This window comes from Klebsiella sp. M041 (assembly GCF_059759695.1).
Genome location: NZ_JCAXWU010000001.1, coordinates 414,954 through 438,992, shown reverse-complemented (window position 1 = coordinate 438,992; position 24,039 = coordinate 414,954). Strand labels below are relative to the sequence as shown.

Sequence of the window (24,039 nt, the reverse complement as noted above, 5' to 3'; positions counted from 1 at the left end):
TCTTTTTACATAGCTCATCATCATGCAAAAATCAGATGATGGCGTTATAGTCAACTACAATTTCTAATAGTTTCCTGTGTCTGGATATTCATTGAATGTGCATCAGGTAACGTCTCAGCGCATTCAAGAAACGTCTGATCAAAGCTATATCCAGACAAATATGCAATAACAATGTAGTAGCACTTCATTATTTCATAAATATGAATTATCAATTACCGGATATATAGTAGATTATTTTCTTATTTGTCTAATTAACCGGCCAAAACTTAATTTCCCCTGTAAAACAAATGGCGATTACCAGGCCTGCTTGTGCAGATCGGTACGCGTAAAGGGTTTATCCAGCGGCCCAATTGCGGTGGCGATTTGCCCCAGCAGGGTCTGTGTCGGCGCTTTACTGCCGCTATGCAACAGTATCAGTGGGACCATTACCAAGCATGCAATTCCACCCCAGGTTACTGTCTTATAATCGCAGTCAGAAGTACGTTTTTGCAGCAGCAGGAACAAAGCGCTGCCAGCAGCGCCCAGCAGCAGGCCGGCAATCACTTCCGAGACGGAATGCGCATGGATGACCAGCCGCGAATAGCCCACCACGGCGGCCAGAATATAGCCGGTGGCGACGGCTGCTTTTTGCAAACCCGCGGAAAAACGAGCGCTGAGCAGCCACAGAAAGATAGGCCAGAAGGCCGCGGAGAGCGCGGAGTGGCCGCTAAAGCCGGTGTAATCCAGCTCGCGAATACCCATACCCCAGCCCATAAAGGCCAGTTTGGAGGCGCAGACGATAGCGCCGGTGATGCCGAACAGCAAACTCCACTGCCACGCCAGTAACCGCGACGTTTTACGCAGCATCAGGACAATAAACAGCGCCGCTGCGCTGGGCAGCAAAACGGTGCTATCGCCAAAAAATGAGATGAGTTGCCAGTTCATATACCTGTGATCCTTCGATGATGTCCACTGCCGTGCTCAGGGATTATCCGTAATGTCTATACCAGCTCGCATGCCAATTCATTTCACATTTTTATGCATGCAAGTGAGATGTTTAAAGCGGAAACATGATCGCAGTCAAGTTTTATTTTTGGCTGTCGTTGACCGCTTTCCCTTCGCTTTAGGAATTGTCGCACTAAGTGACTATTCATAAAGCATTATTGCCGCTACTCCGACCATTGCACCACAGAGGCCAGAAACAAACTACCAGAAGTCTCCGAAGCCATACGTTTCTTTACAATCGTTATAACATTCGCGTTATGAATAATTTCTGCATAACGTTATGAGCGACAGGACGAATGTTCACGCCCTGCCCCCCCCGTACTACGCTAGCAATCAGGCCAGCATTTTTTTAATACTTTCGCGGAATTTGGCGCCTTCTTTCAGGTTACGCATGCCGTAGGTGACGAAGGCCTGCATGTAGCCCATTTTCTTCCCGCAGTCGTAGCTTTCGCCGGTCATCAGCATCGCGTCGACGGACTGCTTCTTCGCCAGTTCGGCAATGGCGTCGGTCAGTTGGATACGGCCCCAGGCGCCTGGCTCGGTGCGCTCCAGTTCGGCCCAGATATCTGCCGACAGCACGTAGCGGCCCACCGCCATCAGGTCGGAGTCCAGAGTCTGCGGTTCGTCCGGTTTTTCAATAAACTCGACGATACGTGCTACCTGCCCTTCCGCCACCATCGGCTCCTTGGTCTGGATCACGGAGTATTCGGAGAGATCCCCCGGCATGCGTTTCGCCAGCACCTGGCTGCGGCCGGTCTCGTTAAAGCGGGCGACCATGGCGGCGAGGTTATAGCGCAGCGGGTCAGCGGTGCCGCCGTCGAGGATGATATCCGGCAGCACCACCACAAACGGGTTGTCCCCGACGACCGGGCGGGCGCAGAGAATGGAGTGCCCCAGACCCAGCGGCTGCGCCTGGCGCACGTTCATGATGGTTACGCCCGGCGGGCAAATGGCCTGGACTTCCGCCAACAGCTGGCGCTTCACGCGCTGCTCAAGCAGGGCTTCCAGCTCGTAGGAGGTATCAAAGTGGTTTTCCACCGCGTTCTTCGAGGAGTGCGTCACCAGAACAATCTCTTTGATCCCGGCGGCGACGATTTCGTCAACAATGTACTGAATCATTGGCTTATCAACGATCGGCAGCATCTCCTTTGGAATTGCCTTTGTGGCCGGCAGCATATGCATGCCTAGTCCTGCGACCGGAATAACCGCTTTCAAATTCGCCATATTCATCTTCACCTGTTTGGTTGCAAAACACGCGGTTTTGCAAAATTGTACATGTCACAAATCCATTGAAACTGATAATACACGGATACTGCCCGGGCATCTGCCCGCCAAATTCTTAAATTCACTGTCACGTAAAAGAATACACATAACTCCCTTTTACCAACAGTTAGAAGTGAGAATAATCTTATTCTCGATCAGGTTATTCAGCGGCGCGTTTCTCTGCGCCGTGCAAAGTGGCCGAGATCCCCGTCCACAGGGCGCGCCAGCACGCCAGGGCTGCCGTGCCGCACCTATGCCCGCAAAGAATAGGTATAGATAATAAATTTATCCATGCAATATATTTCAGCATTTACCGCTGGACAGGTCGCTATACAAGCCATAATCGGTGGAATAAAACCAGGAGCCGCCCTATTCTGCGCCCCCTTTATGAGCTGAATTATGCCGATTTTGCGAGGGATTACGCTCTTCCCCCATAGCGTGGGCATCACCTCTCGCTGCGACGAGCGGTGGCACAGCGCCGCTTTTGCGCCCTGGCGGAAGCGCAGCGGCAGACGTTCTGATATTGGCCCGCTTATTCCAGGGCAACCGCCATGGTGTTATTTTTTCACTGTTCTTTACCGGAACATAATTCTTATCGGTTCGCTTAATCTGCTGGAAATATATCCACCCATGGCAGGGCGTTATCCGCGTCGTTATTGCATTTTATACCCATCTTATCCATGATCGGGGTAACACATACCGCAGTCGTACAGGTTTTAATACATATGGAATGGATTGCCGATCCGTCAATCTGGGCAGGTCTCGTCACGCTGGTCGTTATCGAACTGGTGTTAGGTATCGATAACCTGGTCTTTATCGCTATCCTCGCTGAGAAGCTCCCGCCCGCCCAGCGCGACCGCGCACGGATCACTGGCCTGATGCTGGCGATGGTGATGCGTCTCCTGCTGCTGGCCTGTATCTCCTGGCTCGTCACCCTGACCAAACCGCTGATTGTTTTTCACGACTTCAGCTTCAGCGCCCGCGATTTAATTATGCTGTTCGGCGGCTTGTTCCTGCTGTTTAAAGCAACCGTTGAGCTTAATGAGCGGCTGGAGGGAAAAGACAGCGATAATCCCACCCAGCGCAGAGGGGCCAAATTCTGGGCCGTGGTGGCGCAGATCGTGGTGCTCGACGCCATCTTCTCGCTCGACTCGGTGATCACTGCGGTCGGCATGGTCGACCACCTGGCGGTGATGATGGCCGCCGTGATCATCGCTATCAGCCTGATGCTGATGGCCAGCAAGGCGCTGACGCGCTTCGTTAACAGCCACCCGACCATCGTGATCCTCTGTCTGAGCTTCCTGCTGATGATCGGCTTCAGCCTGATTGCTGAAGGCTTCAGCTTTATTATTCCGAAAGGCTATTTATATGCGGCAATTGGCTTCTCGGTGATGATTGAAGCCCTTAACCAGCTGGCGCTGTTTAACCGCCGTCGCTTTCTCTCCGCCAATATGACGCTGCGTCAGCGCACTACCGAGGCGGTAATGAATCTTTTGAGCGGGCAGAAAGAAAAAGCTGAACTGGATGCTGACACGGCGTCGCTGGTCGCCGATCAGGACCATCATCCGTTGTTTAATCCGCAGGAACGGCTGATGATTGAGCGGGTGCTGAACCTGAATCAGCGCAGCGTCAGCAGTATTATGACCTCCCGCCATGATATCGAGCGCATCGACCTCAGCGCGCCGGAGGAAGAGATCCGCAGCCTGGTGGAAAAAAATCAGCACACCCGCCTGGTGGTCACCGGCGGAAAGGATAATGAAGACCTGCTGGGGGTGGTGCATGTTATCGACCTGCTCCAGCAGTCCCTGCGCCAGGAGCCGCTGGATCTGCAGGCGCTGGTGCGCCAGCCGCTGGTCTTTCCGGAGGGGTTACCGCTCCTCTCCGCCCTTGAGCAGTTTCGTCAGGCCCGCACCCATTTTGCCTTTGTGGTGGATGAGTTTGGCTCCGTCGAGGGGATTGTGACCCTGAGCGACGTGATGGAGACCATTGCCGGTAATCTGCCCAACGAGGTGGAGGAGATCGACGCCCGGCACGATATTCAGCACCATCCGGACGGTTCGTGGACGGTCAACGGCCATATGCCGCTGGAGGACCTGGTGCAATATGTTCCGCTGCCGCTGGATGATAAACGTGAGTACCACACTGTTGCCGGTCTGCTGATGGAGTATCTGCAGCATGTGCCGCAGGTGGGAGAAACCCTTGAGATTGACGGTTATACCCTGCGTACGCTGCAGGTCGACAGCCATCGGGTGCAGAAGGTGCAGATCGTTCCGCCGGCAAAGCAGGATGAGCTGGATTATGAGGTGTAATCGTCAGGCATAAAACGGCCCGGGGTATCCCGGGCGGTGGGACGGCTAATCAAACCCATGCCTGATGGCGCTTCGCTTATCAGGCCTACGGGATAGCGACGCAAACCGGGAGATTACCCCCGCCGCACAACCCAGGCCGGGTCAGGCGTAGCCGCCGCCCGGCACCCACGTGACATCACACCTGGACGACATGCTCACATCACAGGGAATTGATGCTCTACCGCCGCCACACTGCCTGATGGCGCTTCGCTTATCAGGCCTACGGGATGGCGACGCAAACCGGGGGATTACCCCTGCCGCACAACCCAGGCGGGGTCAGGCGTAGCCGCGACCCGGCATCAACGTGACATCACACCTGGACGACACGCTCACGTCACAGGGAATTGATGCTATACAGCCGCCATACTGCCTGATGGCGCTTCGCTTATCAGGCCTACGGGATGGCGACACAAACCGGGGGATAACCCCCGCCGCACAACCCAAGGGGGGTCAGGCGTAGCCGCCACCCGGCATCCACGTGACATCATACTTTGACGACATGCTCACAGCCCGGTAGTCCCGGGCTGCTGGTCTGGACGATTACAGCTTATCGAGCAGCTTTTTGGCGTCTTTGCTCTCTTTGCTGCCTTTATTACGTTCGACCCAGTCGTTGAGGCGCTGCTTCGCTTCATCCTGCAGCTGTTTACGCAGGATCTGGTCCACCTGCAGGCTGTAGCTCAGCGACTGCCAGTCGCCGTAGATGCGCAGCGGGATGGCGGTCTGCTTCAGGCGGTCGATAAGCTTGCCCTCACCTTTCCAGCCGCCGAGCACGCGCACGTTAAAGCGCATATCGCAGTTCTCTTTCTGCAGATCGAGCTGTCCTTCGCCGGTCATTGCCATCACGTCGGACTGCCCCTGCACGCGGTTCAGCGTCACCAGCCCGTTATCCAGCGTCAGCTGGCTGCTCAAGGCATCCAGCCGGGTGGCGTTGTCATAGTTTTCCTGCGCCCGCACGTTGGTGCTGCGCTCCACGGCCTGCTGCACCAGCTGCTGGAAGTTAAGCCCTTCGGTACGGGTATCCGTCATCTGGATCTGCGCCTGGCCCTGCCAGCGACGGCGGAAATCATTCGCGTCAATGCGCGCTCCGGAAAACTCGCCGGTCAGCGACAGCTTGCCGGTCAGGCTTAAGGAATAGTTGAAGGCTTTGATCAGCGAACCGATCTCCACGTTCTGCAGCGCCGGCTGGAACGTCGCCTGCGGCGTGTCGCCGCGGGCATCAAGGGTGCCGGGGAGGGAAAGCTGGCCGCCGTCGAGGTTGCCCTGCATTTTGCTGACCGTCAACAGCCCCTGCTGATTGCTGATCTCGCTCTGCACCTGGGTGAAGTTCAGGCCGCGCCACTGCAGCTGGTCGGCGCTCAGGGCCATCCGGCCGGTAAAGCCGCGCAGGCTCTGGTAATCTTCGCGCTCATCGCTGTCGGCGATCACCGGACGCAGCGGGCGCGTCTGGCTCTGGCCCTGCTGGCTGGCGCTGCTGTCGGTCGCCGGCGAAGAGGACGCCAGCAGACTGTCGAGATTCAGGGTGGTGGCGTGCAGATCCAATGACCAGTCCGGGCGCTCTCCCAGCACCACGCTGCCGTTGCCGGTGAGGGTGCTGCCGCTGGCCATCAGGTTCAAATTATCAAAGCGCAGAGTCTTGCTATCTTCCTGCCAGCTGGCCTGCAGGCTCCCCTGACCATTGATGCCGTCGGGGGGCAGCTCGGCGCCGCGCAGCTGCCAGCTGAGCTGGCTAAAGTCGGCTTTTAACGAATGCGGATAGTCGCCGCCCTGCACGGTGGCGGAGAAGTTCAGCGCCAGGTCGCGCTGGTCGCGGTTGACGCGGCCGGAGAAATCGACGGTGGCCCGGTGGTTCTCATCCTGCTCCATCTGCAGGCGGATATCGCGCACCGTCACCTGCTCGCCGTTTTCATGCTGGAAGAAGAGCACGCTGTCGGCCACCTGCAGCTGGCGCACGTCGTAGGACCATCCGCGGTCCTCCGGGGCCAGCGGCAGGGTGTTGTCATGCGGCACCACCGGCGCCGCGCTGTCGCGAACCGCCTCGGTTTTCGGGGTCAGCTGGATCACCGCCCCCTTGAGCATCACCTGCTTCACCTGCAGCTGGTGCGAAAGCAGCGGCAGCAGCGCCACGTCGAGGCGCATGTTGTCGGCGCGGATCACCGGCTCTTCAGCGCCTCTGGCGGTCAGCGTCATGCGCCCGCTGAGAATGCTGAGCTGCGGCCAGACGTGCCAGCGCAGCGGGCCATCGAGTTCAAGCTGATAACCGCTGCGCTCTGCCACCTCATGCACCATATAGGCGCGAAAATCGTTGGGATTGACCAGCAATACCAACGAGGTAAGCCCGGCGACAATGACCGCCAGCAGGATCATCAGCGTTGTCAGTATTCGTCTCATGGCACCCTCAGCAACACCCCGTTGACGTTATCAATCCTTGTCGATTCGGCTCGCCACCGCGCCCTGCTGGTCGCGATATTTGGCGTCTTCACGGCGGTTATATGGCCGGGCCGCCGGGCCCGATAATGGTTCAAAGCTCAGCGCACCGATGGGCATTCCCGGGCGCAGCGCCAGCGGCAGCTTGCCGGAGTTGTAGAATTCCAGCACGATGCAGCCGGACCAGCCCGGGTCGATGCGGTGCGCGGTCACGTGCACCATCAGCCCCAGGCGCGCCAGCGAGGAGCGCCCGTCAAGCCAGCCCACCAGGTCGGCAGGCAGGGTGACCGACTCATAGGTCACCGCCAGCGCCAGTTCGCCCGGATGCAGGAAAAAGGCCTCCCCTTCCGGCAGAACGATCTCTTCGCTCATCACGCGGTCCAGCGCGGCGCTCACCTCCGCCTTCGGGCCGCTTAAATCGATAAACGGCGCGGTGTGGCCGCGGAAGGTGCGGAATTTATTACCCAGCCGTACATCAACCGTAGCGCCATTAATACGCTCAACGGGCGGGCGCGGATTGATGGCCAGTCGCCCTTCATCCAACCAGGCTTCAATATCTCGGTCACACAGACGCATGGGCTTTCTCCTTATAAGGCTGCTTCCCGCACGCTTCGCGGCGGAGAGGGCAACAGGGCTACTCTTTGCACGTTACACAATTCGGCCAGGTTATTCAAAGAACTGACTGATTTTGGCCTTCAGAATATCAATCGCGATGCGGTTTTTGCCGCCGCGCGGCACGATGATGTCGGCATACTGCTTCGACGGCTCAATAAACTGCAGGAACATCGGGCGCACGGTCTTCTGATACTGGGCCATCACCGAGTCCATGGAGCGGCCGCGCTCGTTAACGTCGCGCTTAATGCGGCGCATCAGGCAAATATCGAGCGGGGTGTCGACGAAAATAGAGAAGTTGAGCTCGTTACGCAGGCGCGCATCGGTCAGCAGCAGGATCCCTTCAAGAATAATCACCTTCTTCGGCTCGACGTGAATGGTGTTCGGCGTGCGGGTATGCTCGACGTAGCTGTAGACCGGCAGCTCAATCGGCTGGCCGCTTTTCAGCATCTGCAGGTGCTGGAACAACAGACTGTGGTCCATTGAGCTCGGGTGGTCATAGTTAGTTTTGACGCGCTCTTCCATCGACAGATGACTTTGATCTTTGTAATAGCTGTCTTCCGGAATGACGCCAATATGTTCGTCGCCAACTTGTTCACGCAATTCGCGATAGAGAGTACTGGCAATAAGACTTTTGCCAGAAGCCGATGCGCCGGCGATGCCTACAATGACGCACTGATGGGACATATCAGTCATAAATTTTTGCGACCTGATTAACCTGGATAGAGATGGAGGGTGGCGGCGGACCGCCAAACGCGGCAATTATAGGGATTTCAGCGTCCCGATACCAGTGGTATGCGCCCCGGACGGCTATTCCGCCGCCGGCGCCCAGTCATCGGTATACCAGATATGCAACAGCGCATAAGATCGCATCGGCTGCCAGCGGCGAGCATAGCGGGCGATGGCGGCCGGGGTCATTCCCGGAAAGCGCTGTTTAATCAGGTAGTCGTCCGGCAAAAAGATATCTTTCGCCTGCCAGCCGCGCAGGGCAAAATAACTGGCCGTCCAGCGGCCAATCCCGGGCAAAGTCTGCAATTGACGCAGCCCGGCGTCGATATCCGCCGGCGCGGTCAGGGGCAGCTCGCCGCTGAGCGCCGCCCGGGCGAGGCGGATCAGCGCCTCCGCGCGGCGAAGCGGCATCCCCAGCGCCTTCAGCGCCTGCGGATCGGCCCGGGAAAGCGCCTCCGGGGTTGGGAATAGAACATAGCCGGGGGCGTCCGCCAGCGGTTCGCCCCAGCCGGCCGCCACTTTGGCGGTGAGCCGGGCGGCCATCGCCACGCTCACCAGCTGGCCGAGCACCGCGCGCACCGCCTGTTCGAAAGCGTCCAGCGCCCCGGGCAGGCGCAACCCCGGCCGCGCCTGCGCCAGGTCGCCCAGCGTGCGAGCGACCTGCTGCGGGTCGCAGGTCAGATCAAACAGCTGGCCAATTCGCGCATAGCAGATCTCCGCCACCGGCTGCAGCCCCGGGGAGAGCGTCACCCGCAGGCCCTGCGCCTCCTCGTCCGGCGCCAGATGAATCAGCCCGCCGTGGCCTGCTACGCGAAAGCTGCGGCTGTAGCCTCCGTCATGAAAACGCTCGACGCCGGCGACCGCGCGCGCCTGCAGAAAACCAACCATCCACCCCCAGTCGTAGGGCGGGGTCCAGGGTAACAGCACCATAAGCTCTCCTTTATATAGCGTTTCAATGATAGTCGCCCTTCACCGTCAGCGCCTTGCTTTTAAATTCCGGTTGTCGGCATGACGGCGATCCGCTAAAGTCGCCCCCCTTCTTCACCGGCATGGGGATTTTGCAGACGATGTTTATTGGTTTTGACTACGGCACCGCCAACTGTTCGGTGGCCGTGATGCGGGAAAACAAGCCTCAGCTGTTGACGCTGGAAAACGGCAGCGCGCTGCTGCCCTCCATGCTCTGCGCGCCGACGCGCGAAGCGGTCAGCGAGTGGCTCTATCGCCATCACGAGGTGCCGACCCACAGCGACGAAAACCAGGCGCTGCTACGCCGGGCCATCGCCGCCAACCGCGACGAAGACATCGAGGTGCTGCGCAACAGCGTGCAGTTCGGCCTCGCCTCCCTGCATCAGTATGTTGAAGATCCGGAAGAGGTCTACTTCGTCAAATCGCCAAAGTCCTTCCTCGGCGCCAGCGGCCTCAAGCCGCAGCAGGTGGCCCTGTTTGAAGACCTGGTCTGCGCCATGATGTTGCACATCAAGCTGCAGGCGGAAAGCCAGACGCCCGAGCAGATCGACCAGGCGGTGATAGGCCGGCCGATCAACTTCCAGGGCCTCGGCGGTGACGAGGCCAACGCCCAGGCGCAGGGGATCCTTGAGCGGGCCGCCCTTCGCGCCGGTTTCCGCGATGTGGTCTTCCAGTTTGAACCGGTGGCCGCCGGGCTGGATTTCGAAGCCACCCTCAGTGAAGAGAAGCGGGTGCTGGTCGTCGATATCGGCGGCGGGACCACCGACTGCTCCCTGCTGCTGATGGGCCCGCAGTGGCGGGAGCGCGCCGACCGCCAGCAGAGCCTGCTCGGCCACAGCGGCTGCCGCATCGGCGGTAACGACCTCGATATTGCCCTGGCCTTCAAATGCCTGATGCCCCTGCTCGGCATGGGCGGCGAAACGGAGAAAGGCACCGCGCTGCCGATCCTTCCGTGGTGGAACGCGGTGGCGATCAACGACGTCCCGGCGCAGAGCGACTTCTACAGCACCGCCAACGGCCGTCTGCTTAACGACCTGCTGCGCAGCGCCCGGGATGCCGATAAAGTGGCCCTGCTGCTGAAGGTCTGGCGTCAGCGCCTGAGCTATCGTCTGGTGCGCAGCGCCGAAGAGAGCAAAATCGCCCTCTCCAGCGCGGACAGCGTCGAGACCGCGCTGCCGTTTATTCAGGACGAGCTGGCCACCGCCATCGCCCGGCAGGGGCTGGAAGCGGCGCTGGATCAGCCGCTGAGCCGCATTATGGAACAGGTGCAGCTTGCCCTCGACAGCAGCCAGACCACCCCGGACGTGATCTATCTGACCGGCGGTAGCGCCCGCTCACCGCTGATCAAAAAGGCGCTGGCGGCCAAGCTCCCGGGTATTCCGCTGGCCGGTGGCGATGATTTTGGCTCAGTAACCGCCGGGCTGGCCCGCTGGGCGCAGGTGGTTTTTCGCTAGCCCTTGCCCGGCGCTGCCGCGCAGCAGGTCTGTCCTGATCGCGGCGTTGCAGATTACGCTGGAATATTCCTGGTCTCCCACGCAAAATGGCCTGTTCGTCCGGACAGGCCTGTCCACTTTCCTCCGCTTCCGGGGGCGTATTATCCATACCGTAGCCAGTCGTCTGCGGTCAGTAATCTTTGCATGCCGCAAGGGGGCGTGATTGAAAAGGGTGTCTGCGATCTTCGCAGCGGTCCGGCGTTGCCGGCCGCGGTTCCTGGCAGGCTGGCTGGTCAGCTGCGGATTGCTCTTGCTGCTGATCGCCCCGCAGGCGCAGTCGGCGCCCCGACAACTGGGAACGGATATCCCCGTCGAATGGTACGCGGACGACAGCGGCCAGATGACCATCGATCGCTTTGCCGACCTGCCCGTAGACCAGCTCGCCACCACCCGGCAAATCCCCTCCTTCGGCTATTCACGCAAAACCCTGTGGCTGCGCAGCGAGCTGCCGGGTGCATGGTTTGCCGGCGAGTCGCGCTGGCTGCAGATTGGTCCCTCTTTTGTCGACCACCTGACTCTCTATTACCGGCCACTGGGCAGCGACGCGCCGTGGACCGCGCGGACCTTTGGCGACCGTGACCTGGCCCGGGAGAGCGATCTCCACTATCGGGAAAGCGTGCTGATCCTCCCTCCGCCGCCCACCGCCGCCGGCTATGAGATGGTCTTTCGCCTGCAGAGCACCAGCACCCTGATCCTGCTGGCCTCCCTCTCTTCTCCGCAGGCCTATCTGCAGCGGGCCACCGCCGACACCGCCTTCTGGAGCTTCTATTTTGGCCTCGCGGCGGTCGCCAGCGGCGTGGCGCTGTGGCTGGCCCTGGCCCTGCGCCGGCGTCTGCTGTGGGGCATCTGCTTCTTCTCGCTCAATTATCCGCTGGTGGCCGCCCTGCACGGTTTCCCGGAGTGGTTTTTCGGCCACGCCGCGCTGCCCTTCCAGGACTTTATGATCAGCAGCCTCTCCCTGTTCAGCTATGCCACCGCCCTGTGGCTGCACAGCGAGATATTTGATTTGAAGAAAAATATGCCGCGGCTTTACCGGCTGCTGATCGCCGCCGTGGCGCTCAACCTGCTGCTGCAGGTCAGCATTCCGCTGGGGTTTTACGGCCTCGCCATGCAGATTGAAGGGGTGATCTTTATCATTATCACTCCGGTGCTGCTGTTCACCTCCTGGTGGCTGTGGCGCAAAAAAGCTATCGACCGCAACACCCTCCTGCTGGGGCTCCTGCCGCCGTTCTATGTCGCCGCCGCGGTGCTGGTGCAGCTGTCGATCCACGGTATTATCCCGTTTCATATGGCGATCTATTCCCTCTGGCAGTATGCGCTGATCGTCCACATCATTACGGTGCTGATCATTGCCATCCTGCGGGTACGGGCTGAAAACCGCCAGCTGGAGCAGAAGCAGCGCCTGGCGCGCGAGCTGCAGATCGAGCGCGAGGCCAGCTTCCACCAGCGGCAGTTTATGGGCATGGTGGCGCATGAATTCCGCACCCCGCTGGCGGTGATCCAGGCCGCGCTGGAGAATCTCCGCCTCTCGGCGGCGTCGGCCAGCCAGGAGGCGCGCTTCGATCGCATCGGCCGCGCCGCCACCCGTCTGGTGCAGCTCACCGATAACTGCCTCGCCGACGCCCGGCTCGCTTCCCACGATCTGCACGTCGACCGCCAGCAGACCGCCCTGCTGACGGTGATCACTATGGCGGCCTCGGTAGTGGCTATCTCCCACGACCATTACCTGAACATTCGCCATCACGGCGCGGTGGAAAGTCCGCAGCTACAGGCCGACGCCGGCCTGCTGTGCATCGCCATCGCCAACCTGCTGGATAACGCGGTCAAGTATTCGCCGCCGGGCGAAATCACCATCGACATTCACGCCGATGCCGGGCAAACAGAGCTGCGCATTCGCGACTACGGTCCTGGACTCCCCGCCGGGCAGGCGGAACTGATCTTTGAGCGCTACCGACGCGGAGAACATACGTCGCCAGTGCCGGGCGGCACCGGTCTCGGACTGTATGTTGCGCGCCAGATCGTGCAGGCTCATGATGGCAAACTGTGGCTGGCCGAGCATGGCCCGGACGGCTGCACCTTTATTCTCACCCTCCCCACGGTTGCTTAAGAGGAGAACGACGCATGGCTTTACGGCTGGCGATAATTGAAGATAACCCCGATCTGCTGGATGAACTGCTGGCCTGGTTGGGCTATCGCGGCTTCGAGGTATGGGGGACGCGGAGCGCTGAGGCCTTCTGGCGGCAACTGCACAGCCATCCGGTGGACATCGTGCTGATTGATATCGGTCTGCCCGGCGAGGATGGCTTCAGCGTGCTGAGCTACCTGCACGAGCTGGGGCACTACGGTCTGGTGGTGGTCAGCGCCCGCGGCCAGCAGCAGGATAAACTGCAGGCGCTGAGCCTCGGGGCCGATGCCTATCTGATCAAGCCGGTTAACTTCGCCCATCTCGCGGAGACCCTGACCGCCCTCGGCGCCCGCCTGCAACAGGATCGCCCGGCGGCCTCCCCGTCGCCGGAGACGGCCAGCGCCGTCTCTCCCCCCGCCACCGGGCTGTGGCGTCTGAACGAAGATAAACTGATCTCACCCGACGCCCGGACGCTGGAGTTAACCCAGCAGGAATATCGCCTGGTGGAGCTCTTAATGCGCAATCGCAACGAAGTGTGCAGCAAGCTGGATCTCCATGCCTGCCTGTTCGCCCATGAAAGCGAGCCTGACCTGCACCGCATCGACGTGGTGGTTAGCCGCCTGCGCCACAAGGCTCGCCAGCAGGGGATCCACCTGCCCGTACGCGCCATCTTTGGTAAGGGGCTGGCCTTTATCTCCTGATGGACGGGGTATGTCGGCGGCCATGCTGGATATGAATGACTCGCAAGTGTTAATTTTTCTCATTTTCTGAGAGAAATGAGAGGAATGAGACTGACGATGACCTTAAGAACTTTCTTATAGTGCTACCACATAAGGATGATGTCGTATGATTTTCATTGGACAGAAAAGCATATAACAAAACGTATTAGCCGTTCGCGGCAAATTCTGACACCATGCAACACAAACAAGGTATAAACAATGGCCATGCAAACGTGGTTAGTTTTATTGCTATGCATTTTTTTCTTCAGCATCTCTGTATACAGTTTTATTTCCTATCTGAAAGACAGGAAACGGGTAAAATTTACCTTTAACGATAAGCGTTCGACGCGTCGTAAATAATTCACTGTAGAATAATAAAAACATATTGCAGGTACTTTAATACAGTCAACACACCGCATACGCCCGGAGGATTTGTCACAGCATGGCGTTATGTTTTTGCGTAAGGAAATAACGCCATGAGAAACATTAATGTCACCATCAATACCCGTAACACCTTTGTCCGTGAATCGCTGGTCGCCATGGTCAATGACCTCACCCGGGGCGATCAGCGGGCACGCTTTTCCTGGCGGAATAATGACCTGCCAGGGGAAGACATCATCATTTGCGAAGTGATCCCCGGCGAAATCTACCTGTGCAATACGCTGATTAAAAACAGGAAAAAAGGCAGTTCGCTGATTATCCTCCACAGCTACGACCAGCTGCCGGAAGAGGATTTCATGATTAACTGCCTGAAAGGGGTCATTTTTGTCTCGCTAAAGACGGCCAGTATTCCGCAACTGCTGACGATCATTAAAAGCGAGCTCCAGCATTGTATGACGCCTTCGGCCGCCGACGACGCAGGCCGGGAGCTCAGCTGCGCCAGCTGCCCGCATCGCGTGCTGTCGCGCTCCCAGACCGCCGTGGTGCACGGTATTCTCGAAGGTCTCGATATGAGTAAAATCGCCGCCCTGCAGCGCGTCAGCCCCCGCACCGCCGCTTATCATAAGAATAAGATTATGGAAAAATACAGCCTGAATAATAACCACGACTTTTTCCAGTTTATGAATCTGTTACGTGAGCGCTGGTAGGCAAATAGCATGCAGAAGAAAATAAGATTTTCACCTGGCTATATTGTCGGAAATCTGAAAATAGCCGCTGAATGCTAAAAAAGCGCCAGCGCTGCCAGACATAACGTTAAACTCTGACGCTTCCTCGGTATAAAGACGTTACCGCGCGCCTTTATATAAGAAAAAAGACTATTTACGAGGAAAACTGATACTTCGTCACATTGCCCCTGACGTGCCTGTCAGGGGTCTTTTTTTCCGTGTGGAATGGCGCCCTCTGCGCGAGGGCGCGGCGGGATCAGGCTTCCACTTTCTCCGCTTCCCAGTCCGGCTGCCCTTCCTCGTCGGTGAGCAGACCTTCGTTTTTCGACAGCATGGCGGTGGCGATGCCGTTGCCCAGCACGTTGATGGCGGAGCGCCCCATATCGAGGAAGTGGTCGATGCCCATCAGCAGCAGGATCCCGGCAACCGGAATATGGAAGCTGGGAATGGTGGCCGCCAGCACCACCAGCGCCGAGCGCGGCACCCCGGCGATGCCTTTTGAGGCCAGCATCAGGGTCAGCATCATGACCGTCATCTCGCTGAAGCTCAGCGACACGTTATAGGCCTGAGCGATAAACATCGCGGCGAAAGAGCAGTAAACCATCGAGCCGACGAGGTTGAATGAGTAGCCAATCGGCAGGACGAACGAGACGATATTGCGCGAACAGCCAAACTTCACCAGCCGCTCGAGGGTCTTCGGATAGGCCGCTTCCGAGCTGCTGGTGGTAAAGGCCACCAGCACCGGATCTTTCAGCATGTTCAGCAGACGGAAGACCTCTTTCTTGAGCACCATATAGCCGACGGCAATCAGCACCGCGCTGGTCAGCAGCACCGCCAGGTAATAACCGCCAATGAACGAAGCGTAGTTGAGCAAAATTCCCAGCCCCTGCGAGGCAATCACCGACGAGATGGCGGCGAAGATGGCCAGCGGCGCAACGTACATCACATAGCCCGTCACCTTCAGCATAATGTGCGACACCACGTTAAGGGCCGCCACCAGCGGCGCATTAAACTTCTCCCCCAGCGACGCGCCGGCGATGCCAAAGAACATCGAGAACACCACGATCTGCAGGATCTCGTTGTTGGCCATCGCCTCGGTGATGCTGGTGGGAATGGTATGCGACAGGAACCCTTTCAGGGTCATGCCGCTGACCGCCAGGCCGGTATCCACGGCCTCTTTCGGTACCGTCAGGTTTAGCCCGGCGCCCGGGTGCTGGAAGGTAACGATCACCAGCCCGACGAGAATGGACAATACCGACGAGGTGATAAACCACACCATCGCCTTACCGCCCACCCGGCCAATGGTGGCCGTCTCGCCGAGGCGCATAATACCGACCGTCAGGGTGCTGAACACCAACGGCGCGATGACCATTTTGATTAAGCGCAGAAACAGATCGGTCAGCAGCGTGATGTTGTCTGCCCATGCGGAGATAGTGGTCGGCGTCGCGTAGGCATGAATAGCCGCGCCGGAGAGGATCCCCATCAGCATAAAAATGACGATGAAGAGCGTGAGTTTGTTTGCGTTTGCCACAGCAATGACCCCTGATTATTCAACACGTTGATTTTTAAGTGCATATTTTATTATTATGGAAATGCACTGATTTATTCACCGCATAAATCTAATTAAAGCCCTTGCGGATACAACTATTTTTTACTTTTTTAAACTAAAAGTTGATATCACCCCGGAAATCGGCGGCGAGACCGCCCGCCATCGCCGCCGTTATCCAGACATTTCTCAACCTTCTTTTCATAATTCCTCCATTTTTACGGCCCCTTCCCTCACTAAACTAGTATCATTCAGCGAAACGCTTCAGGATGAGACCGTAAACTAATGAAAGGCAGTAACATACGTCGTTGGGGCGCCGCGCTGGCGGTAGTGATTATCGCCGGGACCGCCTACTGGTTCTGGCACGATCGTGGAACGAGCGGCAGCGGGACGCCCGCCGCCGGGCAGGGTCCGCAGGGGCCGGGCGGCGCGCGCCATGGTCGCTTTGGCGGCGCGCTGGCGCCGGTGCAGGCCGCCACCGCGACCGAACAAGCGGTGCCGCGCTATCTTACCGGACTGGGTACCGTGACGGCGGCCAATACCGTCACCGTCCGCAGCCGGGTCGACGGCCAGCTGCTGAGCCTTCACTTCCAGGAGGGGCAGCAGGTCAAAGCCGGCGATCTGCTGGCGCAGATCGACCCCAGCCAGTTTAAGGTGGCCCTCGCCCAGGCGCAGGGTCAGCTGGCGAAAGATAACGCCACCCTGGCCAACGCCCGCCGCGATCTGGCCCGTTACCAGCAGCTGGTGAAAACCAACCTCGTCTCCCGCCAGGAGCTCGACACCCAGCAGTCGCTGGTGGTGGAATCCGCCGGCACCGTGAAGGCCGATGAAGCGGCCGTCGCCAGCGCCCAGCTGCAGCTCGACTGGACGCGCATCACCGCGCCGATTGACGGCCGCGTCGGCTTAAAGCAGGTGGATATTGGCAACCAGATTTCCAGCGGGGATACCACCGGGATTGTGGTTCTCACCCAGACGCACCCGATCGACGTGGTCTTTACCCTGCCGGAAAGCACCATCGCCACGGTGGTGCAGGCGCAGAAAGCGGGCAAAGCGCTCAGCGTCGAAGCCTGGGACCGCACCAATAAGCAGAAAATCAGCGTCGGGGAGCTGCTGAGCCTCGACAACCAGATCGATGCGACCACCGGGACCATCAAGCTGAAGGCGCGCTTTAGCAATCTGGACGACGTCCTGTTCCCCAACCAGTTCGTTAATGCCCGCCTGCTGGTGGATACCCAGCAGAACGCGGTGGTGATCCCTGCCGCCGCCCTGCAGATGGGCAACGAAGGGCATTTTGTATGGGTGCTGAACGATGAGAATAAGGTCAGCAAACACAGCGTCACTCCGGGGATTCAGGACAGCCAGAAAGTGGTGATCAGCGCCGGGCTTTCCGCCGGGGATCGCGTGGTCACCGACGGGATTGACCGCCTGACCGAAGGGGCGAAAGTGGAAGTTGTCACCGCCAGCAGCGGCGAGCAGGCGCAGCCCGCCCCGCGCCAGAGCGGTAAACACGGAGCGCGTTCCTGATGCAGGTGTTACCCCCAGGCCGCACCGGCGGCCCGTCCCGGCTATTTATTATGCGTCCGGTGGCCACCACGCTGCTGATGGTGGCGATCCTGCTGGCCGGGATCATCGGCTACCGTTTTCTGCCGGTCTCCGCCCTGCCGGAGGTCGATTACCCGACCATCCAGGTGGTCACCCTCTATCCGGGCGCCAGCCCGGACGTGGTGACCTCCGCCATCACCGCCCCGCTGGAGCGCCAGTTCGGCCAGATGTCCGGCCTTAAGCAGATGTCCTCCCAAAGCTCCGGCGGCGCCTCGGTCGTCACGCTCCAGTTCCAGCTGACCCTGCCGCTGGACGTCGCCGAGCAGGAAGTGCAGGCGGCCATTAACGCCGCCACCAACCTGCTGCCGAGCGATCTGCCCAACCCGCCGGTCTACAGCAAGGTTAACCCGGCGGATCCGCCGATCATGACCCTCGCCGTCACCTCCTCGGCCATTCCGATGACCCAGGTGGAGGATATGGTGGAGACCCGGGTGGCGCAGAAGATTTCTCAGGTTTCCGGCGTCGGTCTGGTGACCCTCGCCGGCGGCCAGCGCCCGGCGGTGCGGGTCAAGCTGAACGCCCAGGCCATCGCCGCCCTCGGCCTGACCAGCGAAACCGTGCGCACCGCCATCACCAGCGCCAACGTTAACTCCGCGAAAGGCAGCCTCGACGGCCCGGCCCGCGCGGTGACGCTTTCCGCTAACGATCAGATGCAGTCCGCTGAGGATTACCGCCGGCTGATTATCGCTTATCAGAACGGGGCGCCGATCCGCCTTGGCGACGTCGCCAGCGTCGAACAAGGCGCTGAGAACAGCTGGCTGGGGGCGTGGGCCAACCAGCAGCGGGCCATCGTGATGAACGTCCAGCGTCAGCCGGGGGCCAACATTATCGACACCGCCGACAGCATTCACCAGATGCTGCCGCAGCTCACCGAGAGCCTGCCAAAATCGGTGAAGGTGCAGGTTCTTTCCGACCGGACCACCAATATTCGCGCCTCGGTGCGCGACACGCAGTTTGAGCTGATGCTGGCCATCGCCCTGGTGGTGATGATCATCTATCTGTTCCTGCGCAACGTCCCGGCGACCATTATTCCCGGCGTCGCGGTGCCGCTGTCGCTGGTGGGCACCTTCGCGGTGATGGTGTTCCTTGACTTCTCCATCAACAACCTGACGCTGATGGCCCTGACCATCGCCACCGGCTTTGTGGTGGATGACGCCATCGTGGTGATCGAGAACATCTCGCGCTATATCGAAAAAGGCGAGAAACCGCTGGCCGCCGCGCTGAAAGGCGCAGGGGAAATTGGCTTCACCATTATCTCCCTCACCTTCTCGCTGATCGCGGTGCTGATCCCGCTGCTGTTTATGGGCGATATCGTCGGCCGCCTGTTCCGCGAATTCGCTGTCACCCTTGCCGTCGCTATTCTTATCTCGGCGGTGGTCTCCCTGACCCTGACGCCGATGATGTGCGCCCGCATGTTAAGCCACGAATCGCTGCGCAAGCAGAACCGCTTCTCGCGGGCCAGCGAGCGCTTCTTCGACCGGGTGATCGCCGTCTATGGCCGCTGGCTGAGCCGGGTGCTGAACCATCCGTGGCTGACGCTCGGCGTCGCCCTGAGCACCCTGGCGCTGTCGATCCTCCTGTGGATCTTTATTCCCAAAGGCTTCTTCCCGATTCAGGATAACGGCATTATCCAGGGCACCCTCCAGGCGCCGCAGTCGGTCTCCTTCGCCAGCATGGCCCAGCGCCAGCAGCAGGTTTCCGACATTATCCTCAAGGATCCGGCGGTGGAGAGCCTGACATCGTTTGTCGGCGTCGACGGCACCAACCCGGCGCTGAACAGCGCCCGCCTGCAGATCAACCTCAAGCCGCTGGATGAACGCGACGACCGCGTTCAGACGGTGATTAGCCGTCTGCAGCAGGCGGTGGCCGGCGTCCCCGGCGTGGCGCTCTATCTGCAGCCGACCCAGGATCTGACCATCGACACCACGGTGAGCCGCACCCAGTACCAGTTCACACTGCAGGCGAACTCCCTCGAGGCGCTGAGCACCTGGGTGCCGCCGCTGCTCAGCCGCCTGCAGGCTCAGCCGCAGCTGGCCGACGTCAGCAGCGACTGGCAGGACAAAGGCCTGGCCGCCTACATCAAGGTGGACCGGGACAGCGCCAGCCGCCTCGGTATCTCGATGGCGGACGTCGATAACGCGCTGTATAACGCCTTCGGCCAGCGGCTGATCTCCACCATTTACACCCAGGCGAATCAGTATCGCGTGGTGCTTGAGCAGGATACCGAAGCGACGCCGGGCCTGGCGGCGCTGGATAATATCCGCCTGACCAGCAGCGACGGCGGCATTGTGCCGCTGACCGCCATCGCCACGGTGGAGCAACGCTTTACCCCGCTGTCGGTGAACCACCTCGATCAGTTCCCGGTGACCACCATCTCGTTTAACGTGCCGGACAACTATTCGCTCGGCGAAGCGGTGGAGGCGATCCTCACCGCCGAACAGTCGCTGGATTTCCCGACCGATATCCGCACCCAGTTCCAGGGCAGCTCGCTGGCCTTCCAGTCGGCGCTGGGCAGCACCGTCTGGCTGGTCGTGGCCGCGGTGGTGGCGATGTATATCGTGCTGGGGGTGCTGTATGAGAGCTTTATCCATCCGATCACCATTCTCTCCACCCTGCCCACCGCCGGGGTCGGGGCGCTGCTGGCGCTGTGGCTGGCGGGCAGCGAGCTGGATGTGATCGCCATCATCGGCATCATCCTGCTGATCGGCATCGTGAAGAAGAACGCCATCATGATGATCGACTTCGCGCTGGCCGCCGAGCGCGAGCAGGGTATGCCGCCGCGGGAGGCGATCTATCAGGCCTGTCTGCTGCGTTTTCGCCCGATCCTGATGACCACCCTCGCCGCCCTGCTCGGCGCCCTGCCGCTGATGCTGAGCACCGGCGTCGGCGCCGAGCTGCGGCGTCCGCTGGGGATCGGCATGGTCGGCGGTCTGATGCTCAGCCAGGTGCTGACCCTGTTCACCACCCCGGTGATCTACCTGCTGTTCGACCGCCTGTCGCTGCATCTGAAGCGTCGCTTCCCGCGTCAGGAAGAGGAGGCGTAAGTGAAGTTTTTCGCCCTCTTCATTTACCGCCCGGTGGCGACGATCCTCATCTCGCTGGCCATCACCCTGTGCGGCATTCTCGGCTTCCGGCTGCTGCCGGTGGCCCCGCTGCCGCAGGTGGATTTCCCGGTGATCATGGTCAGCGCCTCGCTGCCGGGGGCCTCGCCGGAGACCATGGCCTCGTCGGTGGCCACCCCGCTGGAGCGCTCCCTGGGGCGGATTGCCGGGGTCAATGAGATGACCTCCTCCAGCTCGCTCGGCAGCACCCGCATCATTCTCGAGTTTAACTTCGACCGCGATATCAACGGCGCGGCGCGCGACGTCCAGGCGGCGATCAACGCCGCGCAAAGCCTGCTGCCGAGCGGGATGCCGAGCCGTCCGACCTACCGCAAAGCCAACCCGTCGGATGCGCCGATCATGATCCTGACGCTGACCTCGGATACCTACTCCCAGGGTGAGCTGTATGATTTCGCCTCCACCCAGCTGGCGCAGACCATCGCGCAGATCGACGGCGTCGGCGATGTCGACGTCGGCGGCAGCTCCCTGCCGGCGGTGCGCGTCGACCTCAACCCGCAGGCGCTGTTCAACCAGGGCGTGTCGCTGGACGCGGTGCGCACCGCCATCAGCGACGCTAACGTGCGCAAACCGCAGGGGGCGCTGGAGGACAGCGCCCACCGCTGGCAGGTGCAGACCAACGATGAGCTGAAGACCGCCGCCGACTATCAGCCGCTGATCGTCCACTACCAGAACGGCGCCGCGGTGCGGCTGGGGGATGTCGCCACCGTCTCGGATTCGGTGCAGGATGTGCGCAACGCCGGGATGACCAACGCCAAACCAGCGATCCTGCTGATGATCCGCAAACTGCCGGAAGCCAATATCATCCAGACGGTGGACAGCATCCGCGCCCGCCTGCCGGAGCTGCAGCAGACCATTCCGGCGGCCATCGATCTGCAGATCGCCCAGGACCGCTCGCCGACTATTCGCGCCTCGCTGGAGGAGGTGGAGCAGACGCTGGTGATCTCGGTGGCGCTGGTGATCCTGGTGGTCTTCCTCTTCCTGCGCTCCGGGCGCGCGACGCTGATCCCGGCGGTAGCGGTTCCGGTTTCGCTGATCGGTACCTTCGCCGCCATGTACCTGTGCGGCTTCAGTCTTAACAACCTGTCGCTGATGGCGCTGACCATTGCCACCGGCTTCGTGGTGGATGACGCCATCGTGGTGCTGGAGAATATCTCCCGCCATCTGGAGGCGGGGATGAAACCGCTGCAGGCGGCGCTGCAGGGGAGCCGCGAGGTCGGCTTTACCGTCCTGTCGATGAGCCTGTCGCTGGTGGCGGTGTTTTTGCCGCTGCTGCTGATGGGCGGCCTGCCCGGCCGCCTGCTGCGCGAGTTCGCCGTCACCCTGTCGGTGGCGATCGGCATCTCGCTGGCGGTCTCCCTCACCCTGACGCCGATGATGTGCGGCTGGCTGCTGAAAAGCGGCAAACCCCACCAGCCGACGCGCAACCGCGGCTTTGGCCGCCTGCTGGTGGCCATGCAGGGCGGCTATGGTAAGTCGTTAAAATGGGTGCTAAAGCACAGCCGCCTGACCGGCCTGGTGGTGCTGGGCACCATCGCCCTCAGCGTCTGGCTCTATATCTCGATCCCGAAAACCTTCTTCCCGGAGCAGGACACCGGGGTGCTGATGGGCGGCATTCAGGCCGACCAGAGCATCTCCTTCCAGGCGATGCGCGGCAAGCTGCAGGACTTTATGCAGATCATTCGCGAAGATCCGGCAGTGGATAACGTCACCGGGTTTACCGGCGGCTCGCGGGTCAACAGCGGGATGATGTTTATCACCCTCAAACCGCGCGACCAGCGCCACGAGACGGCGCAGCAGGTGATCGACCGGCTGCGCAAAAAGCTGGCCAACGAGCCCGGGGCCAATCTGTTCCTGATGGCGGTGCAGGATATCCGCGTCGGCGGCCGGCAGTCGAACGCCAGCTATCAGTACACCCTACTGTCCGATGACCTGTCGGCGCTGCGCGAATGGGAGCCGAAGATCCGCAAAGCGCTGGCGGCGTTGCCTGAGCTGGCGGACGTCAACTCGGATCAGCAGGATAATGGCGCCGAAATGGACCTGGTCTATGACCGGGATACCATGTCGCGCCTTGGCATCAGCGTTCAGGACGCCAACAACCTGCTGAACAACGCCTTCGGCCAGCGGCAGATCTCCACCATCTACCAGCCGCTGAACCAGTATAAAGTGGTGATGCAGGTCGACCCGGCCTATACCCAGGACGTCAGCGCCCTGGATAAGATGTTTGTCATCAACAGCGAGGGCAAGCCGATCCCGCTGGCCTACTTCGCCAAATGGCAGCCGGCCAACGCCCCGCTGTCGGTGAACCACCAGGGGCTGTCGGCGGCGTCCACTATCTCCTTTAACCTGCCCACCGGCCGCTCGCTGTCGGAAGCCAGCGAGGCGATTAACCGCGCGATGACCCAGCTCGGGGTGCCGTCCACCGTACGCGGCTCCTTTGCCGGTACCGCTCAGGTGTTCCAGCAGACCATGAACGCGCAGGTGATCCTGATCCTCGCGGCCATCGCCACGGTCTATATCGTGCTGGGGATGCTCTACGAGAGCTATGTGCATCCGTTGACCATCCTTTCGACGCTGCCCTCCGCCGGGGTGGGCGCGCTGCTGGCGCTGGAGATATTCGATGCCCCGTTTAGCCTCATCGCCCTTATCGGGATCATGTTATTAATTGGCATCGTGAAGAAAAACGCCATCATGATGGTTGATTTTGCCCTTGAGGCGCAGCGCACCGGCAACCTGACGCCGGAAGAGGCGATTTTCCAGGCCTGCCTGCTGCGTTTCCGGCCGATTATGATGACCACCCTCGCCGCGCTGTTCGGCGCCCTGCCGCTGGTGCTCTCCGGCGGCGACGGCTCCGAGCTGCGCCAGCCGCTGGGGATCACCATCGTCGGCGGTCTGGTGATGAGCCAGCTGTTAACGCTCTACACCACGCCAGTGGTCTATCTTTTCTTTGACCGTTTGCGGCTGCGTTTTTCGCGTCATTCCACTCAACCGGTAAGCGAATAA

Annotated in this window: 16 protein-coding genes; 9 read left to right on the top strand and 7 right to left on the bottom strand. The window is 60.2% G+C overall.

Going from position 1 to position 24,039, the window contains the following annotated elements; translation table 11 throughout:
• Window positions 1-294: 294 nt before the first annotated feature.
• Both AC6CWS_RS02005 and galF read right to left on the bottom strand, forming a co-directional pair.
• A complete protein-coding gene (locus AC6CWS_RS02005; RefSeq protein ID WP_065806022.1) occupies window positions 295-924 on the bottom strand; it encodes a phosphatase PAP2 family protein in 630 nt (209 codons plus the stop codon).
• A gap of 393 nt (window positions 925-1,317) precedes the next feature.
• The gene (galF, locus tag AC6CWS_RS02000) at window positions 1,318-2,208 is read right to left on the bottom strand and encodes a GalU regulator GalF (protein WP_136070916.1); all 891 of its coding nucleotides are present in this window, start codon (window positions 2,206-2,208) and stop codon (window positions 1,318-1,320) included.
• A 764-nt stretch (window positions 2,209-2,972) separates the two neighbouring features.
• Here galF and AC6CWS_RS01995 point away from each other — a divergent pair.
• Window positions 2,973-4,556 carry a TerC family protein gene (locus tag AC6CWS_RS01995; RefSeq protein ID WP_065806020.1) on the top strand — a complete coding sequence of 528 codons (1,584 nt, stop codon included), beginning with the start codon at window positions 2,973-2,975 and terminating at the stop codon, window positions 4,554-4,556.
• A 579-nt stretch (window positions 4,557-5,135) separates the two neighbouring features.
• Here AC6CWS_RS01995 and asmA read toward each other — a convergent pair.
• From asmA to alkA, 4 genes are all read right to left on the bottom strand, one after another.
• Entirely contained in the window at window positions 5,136-6,983 is a 1,848-nt protein-coding gene (asmA, locus tag AC6CWS_RS01990; protein WP_065806019.1) for an outer membrane assembly protein AsmA, read from the bottom strand.
• 30 nt (window positions 6,984-7,013) lie between these two features.
• The gene (dcd, locus tag AC6CWS_RS01985) at window positions 7,014-7,595 is read right to left on the bottom strand and encodes a dCTP deaminase (protein WP_004151145.1); all 582 of its coding nucleotides are present in this window, start codon (window positions 7,593-7,595) and stop codon (window positions 7,014-7,016) included.
• Between the two features lie 90 nt (window positions 7,596-7,685).
• Window positions 7,686-8,327 (bottom strand): uridine kinase, encoded by a 642-nt coding sequence (gene udk / locus AC6CWS_RS01980; protein ID WP_002912442.1) that lies wholly within the window; start codon window positions 8,325-8,327, stop codon window positions 7,686-7,688.
• A gap of 114 nt (window positions 8,328-8,441) precedes the next feature.
• The gene (gene alkA, locus AC6CWS_RS01975; protein WP_136070915.1) at window positions 8,442-9,290 is read right to left on the bottom strand and encodes a DNA-3-methyladenine glycosylase 2; all 849 of its coding nucleotides are present in this window, start codon (window positions 9,288-9,290) and stop codon (window positions 8,442-8,444) included.
• A 137-nt stretch (window positions 9,291-9,427) separates the two neighbouring features.
• Between alkA and yegD the strand changes: the two genes are divergently transcribed.
• The 5 genes from yegD (at window position 9,428) to AC6CWS_RS01950 (ending at window position 14,751) form a co-directional block, all read left to right on the top strand.
• Window positions 9,428-10,780, top strand: a complete 1,353-nt coding sequence (gene yegD / locus AC6CWS_RS01970) for a molecular chaperone (RefSeq protein ID WP_065806029.1) — start codon at window positions 9,428-9,430, stop codon at window positions 10,778-10,780.
• Window positions 10,781-11,069: 289 nt separating this feature from the next.
• Window positions 11,070-12,926 carry a sensor histidine kinase gene (locus tag AC6CWS_RS01965; protein ID WP_065806028.1) on the top strand — a complete coding sequence of 619 codons (1,857 nt, stop codon included), beginning with the start codon at window positions 11,070-11,072 and terminating at the stop codon, window positions 12,924-12,926.
• Window positions 12,927-12,940: 14 nt separating this feature from the next.
• The gene (locus AC6CWS_RS01960; RefSeq protein ID WP_065806018.1) at window positions 12,941-13,645 is read left to right on the top strand and encodes a response regulator transcription factor; all 705 of its coding nucleotides are present in this window, start codon (window positions 12,941-12,943) and stop codon (window positions 13,643-13,645) included.
• Window positions 13,646-13,882: 237 nt separating this feature from the next.
• Window positions 13,883-14,023, top strand: coding sequence for a small membrane protein (locus AC6CWS_RS01955; protein WP_032453469.1), 141 nt, complete (start codon window positions 13,883-13,885; stop codon window positions 14,021-14,023).
• Between the two features lie 116 nt (window positions 14,024-14,139).
• Window positions 14,140-14,751: a helix-turn-helix transcriptional regulator gene (locus tag AC6CWS_RS01950; RefSeq protein ID WP_140599642.1), complete on the top strand. Its 612-nt coding sequence runs from the start codon at window positions 14,140-14,142 to the stop codon at window positions 14,749-14,751.
• A 274-nt stretch (window positions 14,752-15,025) separates the two neighbouring features.
• Here AC6CWS_RS01950 and AC6CWS_RS01945 read toward each other — a convergent pair whose 3' ends face one another.
• A complete protein-coding gene (locus tag AC6CWS_RS01945; protein ID WP_060589974.1) occupies window positions 15,026-16,300 on the bottom strand; it encodes a dicarboxylate/amino acid:cation symporter in 1,275 nt (424 codons plus the stop codon).
• A gap of 300 nt (window positions 16,301-16,600) precedes the next feature.
• On the opposite strand from AC6CWS_RS01945, the gene AC6CWS_RS01940 reads away from it, so the two are divergent.
• Genes AC6CWS_RS01940 through mdtC form a run of 3 tightly spaced genes read left to right on the top strand, consistent with a single transcriptional unit; the run spans window position 16,601 to window position 24,039 of the window.
• Window positions 16,601-17,839 carry an MdtA/MuxA family multidrug efflux RND transporter periplasmic adaptor subunit gene (locus AC6CWS_RS01940; RefSeq protein ID WP_101995165.1) on the top strand — a complete coding sequence of 413 codons (1,239 nt, stop codon included), beginning with the start codon at window positions 16,601-16,603 and terminating at the stop codon, window positions 17,837-17,839.
• A complete protein-coding gene (locus AC6CWS_RS01935; RefSeq protein WP_140599643.1) occupies window positions 17,839-20,961 on the top strand; it encodes an MdtB/MuxB family multidrug efflux RND transporter permease subunit in 3,123 nt (1,040 codons plus the stop codon). The genes AC6CWS_RS01940 and AC6CWS_RS01935 overlap by 1 nt, the downstream gene beginning before the upstream one ends.
• Entirely contained in the window at window positions 20,962-24,039 is a 3,078-nt protein-coding gene (gene mdtC / locus AC6CWS_RS01930; protein ID WP_032453476.1) for a multidrug efflux RND transporter permease subunit MdtC, read from the top strand.

Bases quoted from the DNA above. Each gene is read 5' to 3' on its own strand.
- AC6CWS_RS02005 (WP_065806022.1), bottom strand. From the start codon at position 924: ATGAACTGGCAACTCATCTCATTTTTTGGCGATAGCACCGTTTTGCTG.
- galF (WP_136070916.1), bottom strand. From the start codon at position 2,208: ATGGCGAATTTGAAAGCGGTTATTCCGGTCGCAGGACTAGGCATGCAT.
- AC6CWS_RS01995 (WP_065806020.1), top strand. From the start codon at position 2,973: ATGGAATGGATTGCCGATCCGTCAATCTGGGCAGGTCTCGTCACGCTG.
- asmA (WP_065806019.1), bottom strand. From the start codon at position 6,983: ATGAGACGAATACTGACAACGCTGATGATCCTGCTGGCGGTCATTGTC.
- dcd (WP_004151145.1), bottom strand. From the start codon at position 7,595: ATGCGTCTGTGTGACCGAGATATTGAAGCCTGGTTGGATGAAGGGCGA.
- udk (WP_002912442.1), bottom strand. From the start codon at position 8,327: ATGACTGATATGTCCCATCAGTGCGTCATTGTAGGCATCGCCGGCGCA.
- alkA (WP_136070915.1), bottom strand. From the start codon at position 9,290: ATGGTGCTGTTACCCTGGACCCCGCCCTACGACTGGGGGTGGATGGTT.
- yegD (WP_065806029.1), top strand. From the start codon at position 9,428: ATGTTTATTGGTTTTGACTACGGCACCGCCAACTGTTCGGTGGCCGTG.
- AC6CWS_RS01960 (WP_065806018.1), top strand. From the start codon at position 12,941: ATGGCTTTACGGCTGGCGATAATTGAAGATAACCCCGATCTGCTGGAT.
- AC6CWS_RS01955 (WP_032453469.1), top strand. From the start codon at position 13,883: ATGGCCATGCAAACGTGGTTAGTTTTATTGCTATGCATTTTTTTCTTC.
- AC6CWS_RS01950 (WP_140599642.1), top strand. From the start codon at position 14,140: ATGAGAAACATTAATGTCACCATCAATACCCGTAACACCTTTGTCCGT.
- AC6CWS_RS01940 (WP_101995165.1), top strand. From the start codon at position 16,601: ATGAAAGGCAGTAACATACGTCGTTGGGGCGCCGCGCTGGCGGTAGTG.
- AC6CWS_RS01935 (WP_140599643.1), top strand. From the start codon at position 17,839: ATGCAGGTGTTACCCCCAGGCCGCACCGGCGGCCCGTCCCGGCTATTT.